Origin of the sequence: Lysinibacillus sp. FW12 (genome assembly GCF_050817245.1) — a bacterium.
Taxonomy (GTDB): Bacteria; Bacillota; Bacilli; order Bacillales_A; family Planococcaceae; genus Lysinibacillus; species Lysinibacillus irui.
On record NZ_CP139094.1, the window covers coordinates 3,953,129 to 3,969,234 of the forward strand.

A 16,106-nucleotide genomic window follows, 5' to 3' on the forward strand; every position below is an offset into this window, starting at 1 on the left:
TCCTTTACCATAAACTTGTATCACTCACTTTTTTAGCTATCCTATTAACCATAATAAGGAGGATAAAATTAATGATAGAGTTGAATAGACCTACAGCTGCTGAAAAACTATACTGCGCTTCTAAAATCCCACTACGATAAACAAATGTTGATATAACATCTGACGCCGACATATTTAAGTCATTTTGCATTAAAAATACCTTCTCAAATCCTATTGCCATTACAGATCCTACATTTAAGATAAATAAAATTACAATCGTCGGCATAATTGCAGGAATATTAATATGAATGATTCTTTGGAATTTTGATGCCCCGTCTATCATTGCCGCTTCATGCTGTGCTGGATCTACGGCGGCTAGAGCTGCAATATATATGATAGAACTCCATCCCATCGTTTGCCAAACATCAGATAGTACGTATATTGATTTAAACCATGCTGGTTCTGATATAAAATCAATTGGTGTACCGCCAAACAACATAATTACTTGATTAATCATCCCATCTGACTTTAAAAATAGTAACAGCATACCAACAACTACTACTGTAGATAGAAAATGAGGGGCATAAATAACTGTCTGTACAAATTTTTTAAAACGAAGGCTTTTTACTTCATTTAAAAGCAACGCAATAATGATTGGTACTGGGAAAGATATGATTAAAGTGAATACACCAATCCCTATTGTATTTTTTATTAAACGCCAAAAATAATAACTATCAAAAAAACGTTCAAAATGCTTAAACCCTACCCACGGACTCCCCATAATTCCCTTTGTAGCAATAAAGTCTTTAAAGGCAATTTGCAACCCATATAGTGGATAGTAATGGAAAACCAAAAAGTAAAGTATGACAGGGGCTAGTAATAAATAAAGCTCCCAATTTTTTTTGATAGATCTTTTCCATTCTACCAAGTGATTTTTCTTTACTTTTGATTGCTTTTTGAAAAAACGTTTTGTTTTAGATGATTTTTCTTCAACAGTTGTTTTATCTAAAAGCGTCATAAACTACACCCCCTATTTATCAATGTTGCAGAATTGTAGATTCCTGTAAGATCTCAATAACTTTACCTCCATTACGAATAGATTCTGTTGCCGCGCAACCTACTGCAACACTCATCCGTCCTGCAAATGGCGTAGTTAAAGGCTCTTTATTATAGAGGATGAGCTCTACAAAATCTTGAGCAATTTTTGGATCAGCCCCCCCATGACCTCCTTCCTCAGGCTTCATCTCGTAAACAACATCACTAAGTTCTTCCCAAGTATTCGACTTTCTCGTTTTTAAATAAATTTTATTATTTACATCATCATTTTCGATACGCCCTTTCGTACCAATGAAAGTATAATTTCGTGAATAGTCGGGGGTGAAGTGACATTGTAGATACGAAGCTTTTATGCCACCTTCCAATTCCATAATGAGCATATTATTATCCTCTACATCAATTTCTTCACGGAAAGCACATTCCGTAAATGTATGGGGAACATATTCTGGGCAAGTTTTTTTCTTATCACATGTTGGACACGTTAACGTATTTGGATTATCTCCACCATAATAATCCAAGCTCCCAAATGCAGATACCTTCGTTGCATATTTCCCAGAAATCCAATGAATTACATCTAAATCATGTGAGCCTTTTTGAAGTAATAGAGATGTTGTATTTTTTGAATTTCCGTGCCAATCGTGATAGTAGAAATAACCTCCGAATCCAACAAAATGACGCACCCATATAGCCTTTAGTTCTCCAATGGCACCTGAGTCAATTAAGCCTTTCATCGTTTGATACATAGCCATATAGCGCATATTAAAGCCAATCATTAGATGCTTCCCTGATTTTTTCCATGCATCTAATATTCGATCGCAACCTTCCACTGTTATGGCTAATGGTTTTTCAGCATATACGTGCTTCCCTGCTTTTAAGCAAGTAATAATATGTTCTTCATGCAAATAATCTGGCGATAAAACAGCTATTGCATCAATATCATCTCTTGATAATAATTCCTTATAATCCTTCGTTAAAAATAAAGGAGTATCGAATTTTTCCTGAAACTTATCTAATCGTTCTTGAGAGATATCAGCTAATGCCACTACTTCCGATTCCCCGTCAGGTTTATGCCAGTATTGTGCCAAACCCCCTCTTAAACCGGCTCCAATTACACCAATTCGTAATTTTTTCATTATAATTCCCCCTTTTATCTTACTTTTGCCCATGTATTTCGAAAACGTTTACAAATTAGACTAACTATCCATAACAACACAACTACACGTCAACACGTTGTAGGTACAAGTTAAATTATAAGTATGTAATGAATATTCTAAAAATTTAACTGGAATAAATATATAATTCTAACACTTAATATGTCAATACCCCAGGTTTTATCCGCCTGTATAAACTATTTGGTATCAATATGAGTTAACTCATTCAAAAAATTAGAAAGTATATCACTTCTTCAATAGCTCAATCCATTACACTTTTCTTTTAAAATAAATAAAAAAATTCCGAAAATAAAGACTTTTAAATTACCTTCATATAAAAGTATCCTATCTAGGAAGCTTTTAATTTAGAGACAGAACCTCTCCAATTGTTATTTTTTATAGCATCTACTTCCTTTTTGCAAGTTTTGAGTGCTAAATAGTTAACTTGAAATGTCGTTTTATTTGTATTTAAATCTACTAATTTACAAAAATAAAAATAGCAGAGTTTAGTGAAATACCAAACTCTGCTATTGAATTAGTGATGAACTTCATATTATCTTTCTGCTGCCTTAAAACCTACATTTTCAGCCTCGACTACAGAACAGAATAGCTCTTCTGCTTTTACATCTTCGTAATTCTGTTGGCCAGGTAAATGATAAATTTTAGCACCTTTAGCATTGATATTCCCTTTTATATTACATTGTGATTTATTATTGTAGTTATTATTTTTATTTTCATCCTTACTATTAAATACTTCTTTTCTAAATCCTCTATCCGTTACATAATTCTCAACTGACCATATACCTATTGCCTGTTGTTGAGCAGTTCTTTGTACTGTTTCAAACCAATCAACATGTTTAGTATTTGGTTCGTATATATAAGCTACACGGGCAAGTCCATTTTTCAAAAGTTCTTCTTGAATATTAATACCTTCATCTGTGTAAACGTAAGCTAAAAGTCTCTTATATTTATCTCTATATGAAACATCAAATTCTAAGTATACTGTTTTTTTATCTTTTAATAATTGCTTAGTAAATTCTTTGGCTTCTTGGCCGAAAGGTTGTTCCCCTAAACTAGGATGATTAGTTTCAGGTGTATCAACTAATAGTAGCCTTACCTTCTCAGTTGAACCATTATATTGTATTTTCAATGTATCTCCATCTATTACCCCTTCAAGTGGAAATTCTTCAAAGGATTTTATATTGTGCTTTGAACCTGCTTCTTTAGAGGCTTCTGATACAATTTGATTCTGGTTGTCATTACGTATTGTAGTTTCTTCTGTACAAGCACTTATTAGTAGTGTTGAAAGCAATAATAAAAAGAAAACTTTTTTCATAAATTTATTCCTCTTTCCATATAAAAATGTTACTGTAATAAAAAATCTTCAGCCATTGTAACAACTGAAGATTTTCATACATATATTTATTTAAATATTAAATATAAAACAACAGCCAAAATTATTGTTCCACTAGTTATTAGTGTCTTAATATCTGATTGCTTCACTATTATCTCCCTCAGTTATTTATTTAAACTAATAATAACATGCCTTAGTTCCTTTTAGATAGATTCAGGAATTTTTCAAAATAAAAAGATTATGTACTGTAAATACATAATCTCTTAGGTATAGATATACGATATTTTAAACATAAAACAAACGAAGATTTCTGAATAAAATTGGAGACATTATCTTTCCAAGCTATCACATTGATACAGCTACCCAATGATTCGGAGAGACCTCTACTAGTTGACTATTTTCTACTTCGTATCGAACTTTCATATCTTCTGTATGTTCTGCGTCATTATATTTCTGTTTCTCAATTTTCGGATCTGGAATTGGAATAGAGCGTAATAATGCTTGTGTATAGGGATGCTGAGGGTTAGCATACAGCTCCTCGCTTTCCGCTAATTCTACAATTTTACCACCATACATGACTGCTACACGATCACTGATATGTTTCACCATTGATAAATCATGTGCAATAAATAAATACGTCAAACCTAGTTTATGTTGTAATTCCTTCAATAAATCAACAATTTGTTTTTGAATCGAAACATCTAGTGCTGATAAGGGCTCATCACAAACGATAAAATTTGGTTCCACTGCTAATGCTCTAGCAATACCTATACGTTGTCGTTGACCACCTGAAAATTCATGAGGATAACGCATAGAATGTTCTTTCTTTAAACCAACAAGCTCTAGCAATTCCTCTACTCGTTGTCGTCTCTCTTCATGGTTCTTTACTAAGCCATGAATATCAAGAGCCTCCCCAATAATATCTAGAATTTTTTTGCGAGGATTTAACGATGAATATGGATCTTGGAAAATAATTTGCATATGTCGGCGCATGGCCTTTAATTGCTTTTTCGTTAGCCTTGTTACGGGTATCCCCTGATACAAAACTTCACCGTTTGTAGGCTGATGAAGCTGTAGTATTGTTCGACCAGTGGTAGATTTACCAGAACCCGATTCACCCACCAGGCCTAGTGTTTCACCAGGGTATATATAAAAGGATAAATCATTAACTGCTTTCAGCGTTTGACCTCGGCCTAATGAGAATTCCTTTGATAAATGTGTTACCTCGATTAGTGGCTTATGTTTATCAATACCCGCCTGAATATTGGCCATTTCTTTTGGCTGCTTTTTCTCATGTTGCTTTGGCAAAGCATTCAATAATTTTTGGGTATACGGATGTTGAGCATTTGCAAAAATCTCTTCTGTTGTACCCTGTTCAACAATTTCCCCCTCTTTCATCACAATGATTCGATCACACATACCGGCAACAACGCCCAAATCATGCGTAATTAAAATAATAGATGTCCCCATTTTCTTTTGCATATCTCGCATCAATTTTAAAATTTGAGCTTGAATGGTTACATCGAGTGCTGTTGTTGGCTCATCTGCAATAAGTAGTGAGGGGTTACATGCGAGGGCCATGGCAATCATCACGCGCTGACGCATACCACCTGAAAATTCATGAGGGTATTGTCGATACCGTTCTTCTGCATCTCGAATGCCAACAAGTTTTAATAATTCTATTGTTTGCTGATAGGCTTCTGTTTTTGACATGGACTGATGTTTGATTAAACTTTCAGCAACTTGATCCCCTATTCGAATAGTAGGGTTTGTAGAGGTCATCGGATCCTGAAAAATCATACTAATATCTTGTCCACGAATCCCCTCCATTTGTTTTTCACTTAATTCAGTGAGTTCTTGCCCTTTAAACACAATCGTACCAGATTTCAGAAATGAAGGTGGTGATGGCAATAAACGCATAATGGAACGTGCCGTTACACTTTTCCCACTACCTGACTCTCCCACAATTCCGAGTGTTTCACCCTTATTTAGATGGAAGCTCACGTCCTTCACCGCTTCAAATTCTGTCTCTCCTGTGATAAAGGACACGCGCAGATCATTGATTTCTAAAAGCTTTTCACTCATTCGACCCATCCTTTTTAAAATTAGTGATTGACTTACTTTCAAGTATAATCCATACTTTACAATACTGATAGGAATTATACAATATACCGTTGAATATTTTATTTACGTTTGGAGGAAATGCATGGTTACTTCAAAAATTCATCTAAAACCAAAAGAATTTATTTTCTTTTCTATGGTTTATCAAAAACTAATGCATCAAAAGCCTTATCAATTCATTCTTTTTCTTTTTAGTGTTTTAGTCCACCCTTTTACATACTTTATTTATCGGAAAAGGAATCATTCTAATACCTTTGATCAGGCTTTTGCATTGCGTAGTCAGCACTACCTGGAGAATGGATTGGTTGCCCATTGGCAAAAAGATTTCGAACAACAAGAAATAGCAAAGGCCAATTTTTTTAAAGAGGCAGTAGCAGCGTCACAAATTCAGGCAACAGCTAAGCAATTAGCTCAAGGAAAGCTCCAACAGCAAGTAGAGCAAGATTTACTTAAAGATGGCATAAAACAATTAACTTATGACCAATTTTTTATTCATCTACTAACAAACAAACGATTTGTTGCTCTTACCTTTCTACCAGCTGTTTTATTTTATGTAGTACTTATCTTATTTGCGAATCCATTCCTGCAATTTATCATTGAACGTATTTTGCAAAGCTTCATTGTTATTGTTGGTGTGGCTACTTTAGTATTTACTATTTTGTATTTATCACCATTCGATCCAGCAAGAAATCTTCTTGGAGTCGAAGCAACACCAGAGCAAATTGCAAACTTTAATCGGATTCACGGTTTGGATCAACCTTATTTATCTCAGCTATGGAACGCATTATCAGGCCTATTTACATTTGATTTAGGCACATCCTTTGCAGGTAAAGAAGATATTACGCACAGCATTGCTACTAAATTTCCTGTCACATTGGAAATAGCCGTTTTGTCATTATTAATGGCTATTGCAATTGCCATTCCAGTCGGTATTATTTCAGCAGTTCGTCCAAATTCCTATTTGGATTATACATTTATGTTCATTGCTTTAATCGGATTATCTATCCCAAGCTTTTGGCAAGGTTTAATTTTTATTTTGACTTTTGCATTAAAGCTACAGTGGTTTCCAGCAACCTATAATCCTCATAATTGGTTATCGCTCATCATGCCAATTATCGTCTTGGGAACATCCATTACGGCATCCATTGCCAGAATGACAAGATCGAGCATGCTTGAGGTAATACACGAGGATTATATTATTACTGCAAAAGCAAAAGGCTTAAATGAATTTAAAGTGATTTCAAAACATGCCATTCGTAATGCCATGATTCCGATTATTACGGTGATTGGACTTCTTTTTGGGGGTATGTTGGGAGGCGCATCTGTAACGGAAAAGGTATTCAACATTAGTGGGATTGGGAGCTATATCGTCGATAAACAATTTATCCCCGATATTCCGGCCATTCTTGGAGGCGTTGTTTATATTGCCATCACGATCTCAATTGTCAATTTAGTAATTGATATCATGTATGCCTTTTTTGATCCACGCATTCGCTCAAAAATGAAGAAGTCTTAAAGGAGGATCACCTGTGAAAAACATCTTACATGTCAAACTACTCTTGAAGATCACACAGGAATATGTCAATTCTCATTTTACTTTTGTCTTTTCCTTACTGTTTTCTTTATTGTTTCTAGCTTATAGCTATAATTTTTCAACCAATAGCTGGCGACAGGTAGTTCTGCTCTTTTTTATTATTTACGCTATTACAACGGCATATGTTGCCATCGTCAATTTACGAATTAAAAAGGATTTGGCAAAGCATGGAGACATTCAAAAAAGCACCCGTCTACTTGGCTATCCACTGTTAGTAACTATTCTGTCAGGCAATATTTTTTCGACATCTTTTGCATTTATGCTTGTGTCGAAAAGAAAGACTGCAGAATATACTTTTGCTGCCTATGCCTTTATTACACAATTATTCATCATTGGTATTGCAGCGTTGAATTTATTTAAACCCTATGTAACAGATACCTTTTTACTTGCTATGGGTCTTTTCTTAGTACTTGCACTTTTTTATATCGTGATGGCTCTTGTATGTACAAAATATGTCACGCCGACTGAGGCACCAAAATGGATGCTCATCCCGGGTATTATTCTGCTATTAGCTACTTTTACTGGCAATCTATTTGCAACATTACTAGGCTATAGTCTTATTCAAAAGGCTAGAAAGGCAAACCCATCTTCTATAGAAAAGTGGCAAAAAATCTGGGAAAAAATCTTACGTAATACGATGGCGGTATTCGGTTTATTCTTCATTATTTTTATATTTTCATTGTCCATTACAAGCTCTTGGACTTTTGATTATGACTTCGCAACAGAAAATAACTATGGTGCATTACTGCAAACTCCATCTTTAGATTATCCGCTAGGCACAGATAATTACGGACGAGATTTATTTTCACGTATTGTATTTGGAGCCCAAATATCATTAATCGTCGGATTTTTCTCAACAATTATACCAGCAATTGTTGGAGGCGCATTAGGAGCATTTTCTGGCTATTACGGTAAATCAACTGACAATATCATCATGCGAAGTCTTGATATTTTATATGCCATTCCTGGTATTTTATTAGCTATTGCTATTATCGCTGCATTTGGTGCTAATACGGTAAATCTTATTATCGCACTTAGTGTTGGAGCCATTCCAACCTATGCTCGTACAATGCGGGCCAATGTGATGCAGCTCGCTAATTTTGAATTTGTGGAATCCGCTAGAGCTTTAGGGGCATCTGATGCTGCGATTATTTTCAAGCACATCGTTCCCAATTCATTAGCCCCGATGATTGTAAAAGCAACATTAACAATCGGTGGAGCTGTTATTTCAACAAGTAGCTTAAGTTTCTTAGGACTTGGTATTGAGCCACATATTCCTGAATGGGGCAACATTTTAAAAGTTGGTAGTACGTACCTGGAGACACATTCATATGTCGCAATTTTCCCAGGTCTTTGTATTATGCTTCTTGTTCTCTCCTTTAACTTCTTAGGAGACGGTTTACGAGATGCTTTAGATCCAAAAACAAATTAATTGGAGGTAACTATGAAGAAATTACTTGTATTTTTATTCGTTGCAGTACTAGCTTTAGCTGGCTGCGTACAAACAAAAACTGACGTAGAAGGCAGTAAAGATTCAAAAGATAGTGACAAGAGCAATGGCAAGGTTGCTATTGAAGTATTAGGAATGGCAGCCTCTGAAGAAGATATGAATATTGTCCGCGACCAATTAGTTAAAAATGGCTTTGATGTGAAACTAAATATTCAACCAGACTACGGCTCATTCTCAGCTCAAAAAGAAGCTGGGAACTATGATCTGGCACTCTCAAGCTGGACGACAGTTACTGGGAACCCTGACTATGCTGTTCGTGGTTTATTTAAAACTGGTGGGGATTACAGTGTTGTAGCCGACTCCAAATTAGATGCTTTAATCGATGAAGCGAGCACTTTAACAGGCGAGGAAGCAGCAGCTAAATATAAAGATTTAGAGCAATTATTAGTTTTCGATCAAGCTTATATTGCACCTTTATATATTTCCAATAAGTATCAAGGTATTTACTCTGAACTAGTAAATCCTAAAACGGTTCATTTACCAAAATCTCGTGCACAAGTATGGGAACAAATCGAATTTAATGATACATCTAAAAATGCGACAGAACCTTTAATTTTACACCAAACAATTAATTCTCTAACTTCACTTGATCCAATTAAAGGGAATGATGGTTCCATCAACACATTAAATACAAATATGTATGTTCGTTTAGTTAACTTAACAGACACTGATGAAGTTGTTTCAGATGGTTCATTATCGTATAACCATGTAATGGCTGAAGGTAATCAAGAATATTACTTTATTTTACGCGATGATATTAATTTTGCAGCTGTCAAGGAAGGTGCAGCAGTTGATACGGGCGAATTAGTGTCGGCTGAAGATGTGGTCTTCTCATTAAACCGTGCAAAAGATGCAAACTCAGTACCAGATCATCGTACTTATAGCATTCACGAAAACATTGAAACAGTTGAAATCGTTTCTGATTTAACTGAATTACAAAATAAAAAGGTAGCAGGCTCTGAGCAATCCGTTTTAGAAGCATTATCTCAAAACTTACCTGCTTCTGTTGCCCAGTTAGCAAAGGATAAAGGGGCTGTAAATAATGCGGCAGGTGCATATCAAGTTGTCAAAATTACAACACCAACACCATTCCCTCAAGTGTTAAATTATTTAGCACACCAATCTGGTGGTATTGTATCTGAAAAACAAGTAACAAGTATTAATACGTACGATGTGGCTAGCTACGACCCTGACAAAGACATTGCCTATGGTGATCAAGCTACTGTCACGGAAGGTTCAGCAACATTCAACAACCAGCTATATGCAAGTGGACCATATATTTTAGTAAAGAAAAACGATTATGAAGCACAATTTGTGAAAAACCCTGCTTACCGTGCTGGCAGTGAATATGAGCCAAAAATTGCTAAAATCAATGTCCGTTTTATTTCTGATGTTGATAGTGCTCTATCTGCATTACGCAATGGTGAAATTCATGTTCTTCAAACAGTACCAGAAACAAAACTGGATATTGTTAAATCAGACGCTAAATTAACATTAAATACAGCAGATAGTAATGCAGTAGCTTACTTACAAATGAATACTTCTGGACGTGCAGTTTCTGATTCAGCAGATTTACGTAAAGCGATTCTATACTCCATTAACCAAGATGAATTCATTAGCTATTACCAAGGCAATAAAAAACCAGCTGTATCTACAGTTTCTCCATTAATTGATACTGGCTTGAAACTTGAAGCGGATAGTGAAAAAGTAAAAGAATTTGTAAAAGCGTATAACGATAAAAAGTAAGTCAATATCACATACTAAAGGAGCCTTCTCAAAATGTGAGAAGGCTCCTTTTATTATAGAAGAAACTCTTTTATATTTCGTTATGTGATTTTGGTTTTGGACCTAGCTCTTCCGGCTCGATATCAGCAAATGTTTCGCCCTCTTCTTCTAAGTCACGCATACGGTGCGCAATTCGAGAAGCCGCTGATGCTGCTATACTGCCAACTAAATCATCTAAAAATGTATTAACGTGATGCCCAGGTTCTGTATCGAGTTTTTTGATAATCCCTACTTTTTGCTTGTCTAAATGGCCGAAAGTGGTAACTGCAATGCTGCCATATGTAAAAACGGATCCTAGGGCAATTGTTTCGTCTACACCAAATAACCCTTCATCTGATTCTATAATTTGTTGTAGTGGTGAAGATAATAATTTCTTTTCTGCTAGTTCATCTAATTCAATTCCTACTAGTAAAGCATGTTGCACTTCTCGTTTACGTAATACACGCTCAACAGAATGAACACAATGCTCCAATGTTAAACCTTCATTATAGGTTTTTTGCATTTCGTAAACAATTTGTGCGATATCCTCTATCGCTACACCTCTACGAATTAACGCGGCTTGAGCTGCCTTCGCTACTTCGTCAGAGTGCACACGTATACTTTTATTATGCATAATTAACCCTCATTTCGATTTTATTGCTAGTATAACGCTAGCCCAACCTATTATACCTTTACTTTCGTAATATGGTACAATTTTGTTACAAACATAAGAAGGAGTGTCATCATTGGATAAGGGAACAGTACAGGATTTAACATTTTATAGTGAAGCATTACAGGAAGAATTACAGCTCTATATTTATGTTCCTGCAAATTATTCTCCACTTTATAAATACAATATTTTAATCGCATCAGATGATAAAGATTATTTCCAACTTGGCGGCATTACAAAGCTAGCTGATGAACTGATTGATGACTATGAAATCGAAAATTTAATTATAGCTTTTGTTCCTTACAAAGATATTAAAGATCGACGTCATAAATATATTCCAAGCGGTGTGCAACACGAAGCCTATCTACGCTTTTTAGCGCATGAGCTAGTACCCTATTTAGACAGTGAATATGCTACTTACCAGATGGGTATGAGTCGTGGTGTAATTGGTGATTCTATGGCCGCTACGGCTTCCTTAATGGCTGCCCTAAAATACCCAAGTATCTTCGGCAAAGTCATACTACAATCACCATATGTGGACGAAGATGTATTAAAGGCTGTAGAAAATTTTAAAGATCCAGGCTCTATTTCTATCTACCATATCGTAGGTAAAGGTGAAGATCAGGTTGTAACAATGGATAAAACGATCAAAGACTTTTTAACACCTAATCGTCAATTGCATGAGCTAATGATTCGGAAAGGGTTTACTACATTTTATGATGAGTTCGATGGCAATCATACATGGAAATACTGGAAACCAGACCTTCGCCGTGCATTAATTGAAAATTTCAATTAATATTGGGTGATTAAAATTACGAAAACTGAAATTTCTGTTATACTTAAATAGAAAAATTGTTTATTTTCGGGAGGTAATGGACTATGAAGTACGGTATTGTGGCATTTCCATCAAAAAAATTGCAAGATTTAGCGAACACTTATCGCAAACGATATGATCCACACTATGCGAAGATTACACCGCATATAACGTTAAAGGATAGCTTCGATGCGTCTGAAGAAGAGATTCAAACCATCGTCAAGCAATTAGATGAACTTGCTGCTAAATATGCACCATTAAACATTCATGCATCTCGCATAAGTTCGTTTTTCCCTACAACCAATGCAATTTACTTCCGCATTGAACCAACTGAACAATTAGCAGCATTCCAACATGCTCTGCAAGAGAAAATCCCTTATGGGGAAACGAAACATGTATTTGTTCCTCATATTACAATCGCTCAAAAAATGTCAGACTCCGAGCATGACGACATCTTCGGACAATTACGCATGACTGGCGTTGATGAAAAGGATACAATTGATCGCATTCATCTTTTATACCAATTAGAAGATGGTTCATGGACAACATACGAAACATTCCGTTTGTCTGGAGCTGAGTGATGATTGTATAACGTTAAAATTGTTGAAACAAAGCACGAATACGATGATGCCTTCGCTATTCGTAAAAAAGTTTTTGTTGAGGAGCAGGGTGTTCCGCTTCATCTAGAATGTGATGCAGAGGATGCAACAGCAACACATTTCATTATGTATAATCATGATGAACCAGTCGGAGCAGCACGTTTACGTAGTATTGACAATACTACAGCTAAAATTGAACGTGTTTGTATTTTACAATCTCAGCGCGGCAAAAAATTAGGAGCATTAATTATGAATGAAATGGAGAAACATGCCATTTCCATTAATAAAAAAACTTTAAAGCTTCATGCCCAAAGCTATGCGATTCCCTTCTACGAAAAGCTTGGCTATACGGTAACCTCTCCTGAATTTATGGATGCAGGCATTCCACATCGTGCAATGGAGAAATTAATTTAATCAATCTCTCGGTTACAATCGGCCAGAGGTGCCATCCTGCTTTTTTTAGTACCTAGCAAGTTGAAATGGTGTTACGATATGCACTTTTGCATTTATCGTAACACCATTTTTTATAAAGAGACGAATTCGCTTGCCACCATTTATCTACTCTATCGTAACAAGCTGCTTTGCCAAGTAGATATGCCATGCGCTACTTCATCATTCTAGTGATTTTATCGAAATCTAGTGATCCACCATCTTGAATAATAGATTGCACTAATTTATCTTCTAACTCTTGAGTAATGGATCTATTAGATATTTTAGCAACACGTCGTACAATTTTTCTTACTTGCTTTTCATTGGTAAAATCCGCATGTTGAATGGCATTGGCTAATGCGAAGATTTCATCCATCGATACACCTGTTTTTTGCTCAATCGAATTAAAAAACGAGCGATGCATGTTTTCCCTCCTATCATTAAACTCAAATTGACCTTGCATCTTGCACGAAACATTTCACAAATGGTGGAGGCCTTAACTTTATTTAGTTTTAAGCTCCCACTAAATAAAAGTTAAAGCCTTAACTATATGTTTATCAAATTAGATATAAGTAGCGCCAACAATAATTAATAGAATAAATAGGACAACAATTAGAACGAATGTAGAACCATAGCCATAGTTGTTGCCTCCGCCTCCAGAGTAACCCCCACAATAGCTATTATTCCAGCCACCAACATTATTTCCATACGGTTGTGAGCACCAGCCTTGATATCCCATAAAAGCACCCCTCCCTTCTACAACCTATAATATGTTTCGGTTGTAAAAATGGGAGGGGTATTCGTCTAGTCAATATTTCCTTTTGGTTTAAAAATTAATGCACCAATAAAGCCAAAAACAATAGCTGCGCTGATTCCCGAGCTTGTTACTTCAAACATTCCTGTTAATACACCCACCAGTCCATGTTTTTCTGCCTCAGCTAATGCCCCATGTGTTAAAGAATTACCAAAGGAAGTAATAGGCACTGTCGCACCTGCACCAGCAAAATTGATCAATGGCTCATATAGGCCCATACCATCTAATATGGCCCCAACAACAACTAATGTGCTGAGTGTATGCCCTGGGGTTAATTTGCCAACATCCATTAATAATTGGCCAATGACGCAAATAATGCCTCCAACAATAAATGCAAATACAAATGTCATTACCATAGTTTTTGCCTCATTTCATCGTAATTTCTATCGCATGTGCTGTACAGGGGATGGTTTCACCTTGCTGATACGATAATGGAGATAATAACGCTCCTGTTGCGACAAGTAATACTCGCTTATAGCTACCTGCACGCAGTTGTTGAATAACATAACTAAAAAAAACAGCTGCTGAACAGCCTGCCCCACTTGCACCAGATTGGAATGCCTCATCTTGTCCATAAAATTCGGCACCTGCATCACGTAATAACGTTAGCTCTTCATTCTTCACACCGTTTTCAACAAGCATTCCCTTCAATAGTTTTAAACCAAGCTGACCCAAATCACCGGTTAAAATTAAATCATAATGATAAATTTTTTGGTTTCTTTGCTGTAGGTGAGATTGAATAGTTTGGAAGGCAGCTGGTGCCATTGCTGCGCCCATATGAAAAGGATCATCCATACCATAATCTACTGATTTTCCAATCGTTGCTGCTTCTATTGTAGGATACTCCTCACGATGCTTACCGATTAGCGCATAGCCAGCAGCTGTTACAGTCCATTGAGCAGTTTTTGGCTTTTGTGCACCATAATTGATAGGATAGCGGAATTGACGTTCAATTGAATTATGCTGACTAGAGGCACCCGCTAGTGAAAAATTAGCAGCTCCCATCTCTGTTAACAGACACGCAATAATCACTGAAGATACGGATGTGGCACAGGCAGAAAACAATCCAATAAAAGGGATTTCTAAATCTCTTGCTGCAAAATTGGTTGGCGTCATTTGATTGACCAAATCTCCACCCATGAAATAATCGATTTCTCCTTTTTGTACACCAATCTTCTTCATAGCAAATTCACAGGCCTCTTCGATCATTTTGCGATGACCTTGTTCATTGGTTTTCATATCCCAGCGTTCATCATCATAGACGGAGTCGAAATACTGACTAAAAATACTCCGGTTCTCTAAAGGACCAGCTACAACACCACCAGCTAATAGAGATGGCTTCGATTGAAAAACGATTACCATGAAACCACTCCTATCGTCACAAGGATATATTTAATGAGGGCTACGAAAAAAGCAGATACTACCCCAAATAATACGACTGACCCTGCTAATTTAAATAAATTTCCGCCTACTCCTAGGACGAGCCCCTCTGATCGATGTTCGATAGCTGCCGAGATAACGGCATTACCAAAGCCTGTGACAGGTACAGCCGTTCCAGCCCCAGCAAATTGACCAATTTTTTTATAAAGGCCAAGACCTGTTAAAATCATGGCAAAAAACACCATTGTTGCAACAGTTGGATTTCCTGCTGTCGCTTCTGTAAAATTGAAGAAAATAATATAAAAAAGGGACACAGCTTGACCAATTACACATATAAAACCACCAACAAAGAATGCCTTTGCAACATTCTTTAAATAGGGAGGCTTTGGCGTAACATTTTGCTCTAACTGTTGATATTGCTCTTTTTCCATTTAGGTCTCCTCCTTTGCAAGCTCCTTAAGTTCTGTAATTTTATCGCTCAATTTATTATCTTCAATCTGATCCTTTTTTATTTTATTGGCTTCATAAAAAATTTTATAATCAGCTGAGACAAACACTTCTTTGTTTGGATATTTCTCATCAAACTTCTTTTGTAGCTTTTTCTCTAACTTAGTCTTTTTCCACTTTTCCCATGGTTTAATTTGTACTGCAACAAGCATACTATCGTCATATTGGATAACTGTTGAACGATCGACATAGTCTTCCTCTTTAATAAGGGCTTCGACTTCACTTTCATTTTGTAGTGATCCATAGACAATAAATTTTTCTTTTTCAGCACAACCATTTAATAGTGATAAAACGACTAAAAGAGGTAACGACATTCTTAGTAGCCTCAAGTTTTACCCTCCTTTTCTTTACAGTTTCTCCACAC

At 36.0% G+C, this 16,106-nt stretch carries 17 protein-coding genes; 6 read left to right on the forward strand and 11 right to left on the reverse strand.

Translation table 11 applies throughout. The features are described 5' to 3' along the window. Window positions 1-4: 4 nt before the first annotated feature. The 4 genes from SJW71_RS20430 to SJW71_RS20445 all read right to left on the reverse strand — a co-directional run bounded on the left by SJW71_RS20430 (window position 5) and on the right by SJW71_RS20445 (window position 5,625). Entirely contained in the window at window positions 5-997 is a 993-nt protein-coding gene (locus SJW71_RS20430; RefSeq protein WP_431811434.1) for an ABC transporter permease, read from the reverse strand. Window positions 998-1,016: 19 nt separating this feature from the next. Then, entirely contained in the window at window positions 1,017-2,168 is a 1,152-nt protein-coding gene (locus tag SJW71_RS20435) for a Gfo/Idh/MocA family protein (protein ID WP_407132912.1), read from the reverse strand. 571 nt (window positions 2,169-2,739) lie between these two features. Further along, complete coding sequence (locus SJW71_RS20440) at window positions 2,740-3,522, reverse strand: thermonuclease family protein (RefSeq protein ID WP_341385631.1); 783 nt, start codon at window positions 3,520-3,522, stop codon at window positions 2,740-2,742. A 363-nt stretch (window positions 3,523-3,885) separates the two neighbouring features. Beyond that, window positions 3,886-5,625 carry an ABC transporter ATP-binding protein gene (locus tag SJW71_RS20445; RefSeq protein ID WP_431811435.1) on the reverse strand — a complete coding sequence of 580 codons (1,740 nt, stop codon included), beginning with the start codon at window positions 5,623-5,625 and terminating at the stop codon, window positions 3,886-3,888. Window positions 5,626-5,746: 121 nt separating this feature from the next. Here SJW71_RS20445 and SJW71_RS20450 point away from each other — a divergent pair, with 121 nt between their 5' ends. Genes SJW71_RS20450 through SJW71_RS20460 form a run of 3 tightly spaced genes read left to right on the forward strand, consistent with a single transcriptional unit; the run spans window position 5,747 to window position 10,511 of the window. Further along, window positions 5,747-7,177, forward strand: a complete 1,431-nt coding sequence (locus SJW71_RS20450) for an ABC transporter permease (protein ID WP_274795717.1) — start codon at window positions 5,747-5,749, stop codon at window positions 7,175-7,177. 13 nt (window positions 7,178-7,190) lie between these two features. After that, window positions 7,191-8,687 carry an ABC transporter permease gene (locus tag SJW71_RS20455; protein ID WP_431811436.1) on the forward strand — a complete coding sequence of 499 codons (1,497 nt, stop codon included), beginning with the start codon at window positions 7,191-7,193 and terminating at the stop codon, window positions 8,685-8,687. A gap of 12 nt (window positions 8,688-8,699) precedes the next feature. Then, window positions 8,700-10,511 (forward strand): ABC transporter substrate-binding protein, encoded by a 1,812-nt coding sequence (locus tag SJW71_RS20460; protein WP_322611329.1) that lies wholly within the window; start codon window positions 8,700-8,702, stop codon window positions 10,509-10,511. Between the two features lie 70 nt (window positions 10,512-10,581). Here SJW71_RS20460 and SJW71_RS20465 read toward each other — a convergent pair whose 3' ends face one another. Next, window positions 10,582-11,163, reverse strand: a complete 582-nt coding sequence (locus SJW71_RS20465; RefSeq protein WP_274795714.1) for a phosphatidylglycerophosphatase A family protein — start codon at window positions 11,161-11,163, stop codon at window positions 10,582-10,584. A 112-nt stretch (window positions 11,164-11,275) separates the two neighbouring features. Between SJW71_RS20465 and SJW71_RS20470 the strand changes: the two genes are divergently transcribed. From SJW71_RS20470 to SJW71_RS20480, 3 genes are all read left to right on the forward strand, one after another. Next, entirely contained in the window at window positions 11,276-11,995 is a 720-nt protein-coding gene (locus SJW71_RS20470) for an alpha/beta hydrolase (RefSeq protein WP_431811437.1), read from the forward strand. A gap of 83 nt (window positions 11,996-12,078) precedes the next feature. Then, a complete protein-coding gene (locus SJW71_RS20475; protein WP_274795712.1) occupies window positions 12,079-12,594 on the forward strand; it encodes a YjcG family protein in 516 nt (171 codons plus the stop codon). A 3-nt stretch (window positions 12,595-12,597) separates the two neighbouring features. Continuing rightward, window positions 12,598-13,026, forward strand: coding sequence for a GNAT family N-acetyltransferase (locus tag SJW71_RS20480; protein WP_274795711.1), 429 nt, complete (start codon window positions 12,598-12,600; stop codon window positions 13,024-13,026). Between the two features lie 190 nt (window positions 13,027-13,216). Here SJW71_RS20480 and SJW71_RS20485 read toward each other — a convergent pair whose 3' ends face one another. From SJW71_RS20485 to SJW71_RS20510, 6 genes are all read right to left on the reverse strand, one after another. Then, entirely contained in the window at window positions 13,217-13,465 is a 249-nt protein-coding gene (locus SJW71_RS20485) for a stage VI sporulation protein F (protein ID WP_274795710.1), read from the reverse strand. 138 nt (window positions 13,466-13,603) lie between these two features. Next, window positions 13,604-13,780 carry a YjcZ family sporulation protein gene (locus tag SJW71_RS20490; protein ID WP_274795709.1) on the reverse strand — a complete coding sequence of 59 codons (177 nt, stop codon included), beginning with the start codon at window positions 13,778-13,780 and terminating at the stop codon, window positions 13,604-13,606. Between the two features lie 65 nt (window positions 13,781-13,845). Further along, complete coding sequence (spoVAE, locus tag SJW71_RS20495; RefSeq protein ID WP_274797271.1) at window positions 13,846-14,205, reverse strand: stage V sporulation protein AE; 360 nt, start codon at window positions 14,203-14,205, stop codon at window positions 13,846-13,848. A 16-nt stretch (window positions 14,206-14,221) separates the two neighbouring features. Continuing rightward, a complete protein-coding gene (locus SJW71_RS20500; RefSeq protein WP_274795708.1) occupies window positions 14,222-15,217 on the reverse strand; it encodes a stage V sporulation protein AD in 996 nt (331 codons plus the stop codon). Beyond that, complete coding sequence (gene spoVAC / locus SJW71_RS20505) at window positions 15,211-15,666, reverse strand: stage V sporulation protein AC (protein WP_274795707.1); 456 nt, start codon at window positions 15,664-15,666, stop codon at window positions 15,211-15,213. Before spoVAC ends, SJW71_RS20500 begins: the two co-directional genes overlap by 7 nt. Beyond that, the gene (locus SJW71_RS20510; protein ID WP_274795706.1) at window positions 15,667-16,071 is read right to left on the reverse strand and encodes a YhcN/YlaJ family sporulation lipoprotein; all 405 of its coding nucleotides are present in this window, start codon (window positions 16,069-16,071) and stop codon (window positions 15,667-15,669) included. It abuts the gene before it with no gap. Window positions 16,072-16,106: the final 35 nt, after the last annotated feature.

Excerpts from the sequence above, each read along its gene's own strand:
- SJW71_RS20430 (WP_431811434.1), bottom strand. The coding sequence starts at position 997 with ATGACGCTTTTAGATAAAACAACTGTTGAAGAAAAATCATCTAAAACA.
- SJW71_RS20435 (WP_407132912.1), bottom strand. The coding sequence starts at position 2,168 with ATGAAAAAATTACGAATTGGTGTAATTGGAGCCGGTTTAAGAGGGGGT.
- SJW71_RS20440 (WP_341385631.1), bottom strand. The coding sequence starts at position 3,522 with ATGAAAAAAGTTTTCTTTTTATTATTGCTTTCAACACTACTAATAAGT.
- SJW71_RS20445 (WP_431811435.1), bottom strand. The coding sequence starts at position 5,625 with ATGAGTGAAAAGCTTTTAGAAATCAATGATCTGCGCGTGTCCTTTATC.
- SJW71_RS20450 (WP_274795717.1), top strand. The coding sequence starts at position 5,747 with ATGGTTACTTCAAAAATTCATCTAAAACCAAAAGAATTTATTTTCTTT.
- SJW71_RS20460 (WP_322611329.1), top strand. The coding sequence starts at position 8,700 with ATGAAGAAATTACTTGTATTTTTATTCGTTGCAGTACTAGCTTTAGCT.
- SJW71_RS20465 (WP_274795714.1), bottom strand. The coding sequence starts at position 11,163 with ATGCATAATAAAAGTATACGTGTGCACTCTGACGAAGTAGCGAAGGCA.
- SJW71_RS20475 (WP_274795712.1), top strand. The coding sequence starts at position 12,079 with ATGAAGTACGGTATTGTGGCATTTCCATCAAAAAAATTGCAAGATTTA.
- SJW71_RS20485 (WP_274795710.1), bottom strand. The coding sequence starts at position 13,465 with ATGCATCGCTCGTTTTTTAATTCGATTGAGCAAAAAACAGGTGTATCG.
- SJW71_RS20490 (WP_274795709.1), bottom strand. The coding sequence starts at position 13,780 with ATGGGATATCAAGGCTGGTGCTCACAACCGTATGGAAATAATGTTGGT.
- spoVAE (WP_274797271.1), bottom strand. The coding sequence starts at position 14,205 with ATGACATTTGTATTTGCATTTATTGTTGGAGGCATTATTTGCGTCATT.
- SJW71_RS20500 (WP_274795708.1), bottom strand. The coding sequence starts at position 15,217 with ATGGTAATCGTTTTTCAATCGAAGCCATCTCTATTAGCTGGTGGTGTT.
- spoVAC (WP_274795707.1), bottom strand. The coding sequence starts at position 15,666 with ATGGAAAAAGAGCAATATCAACAGTTAGAGCAAAATGTTACGCCAAAG.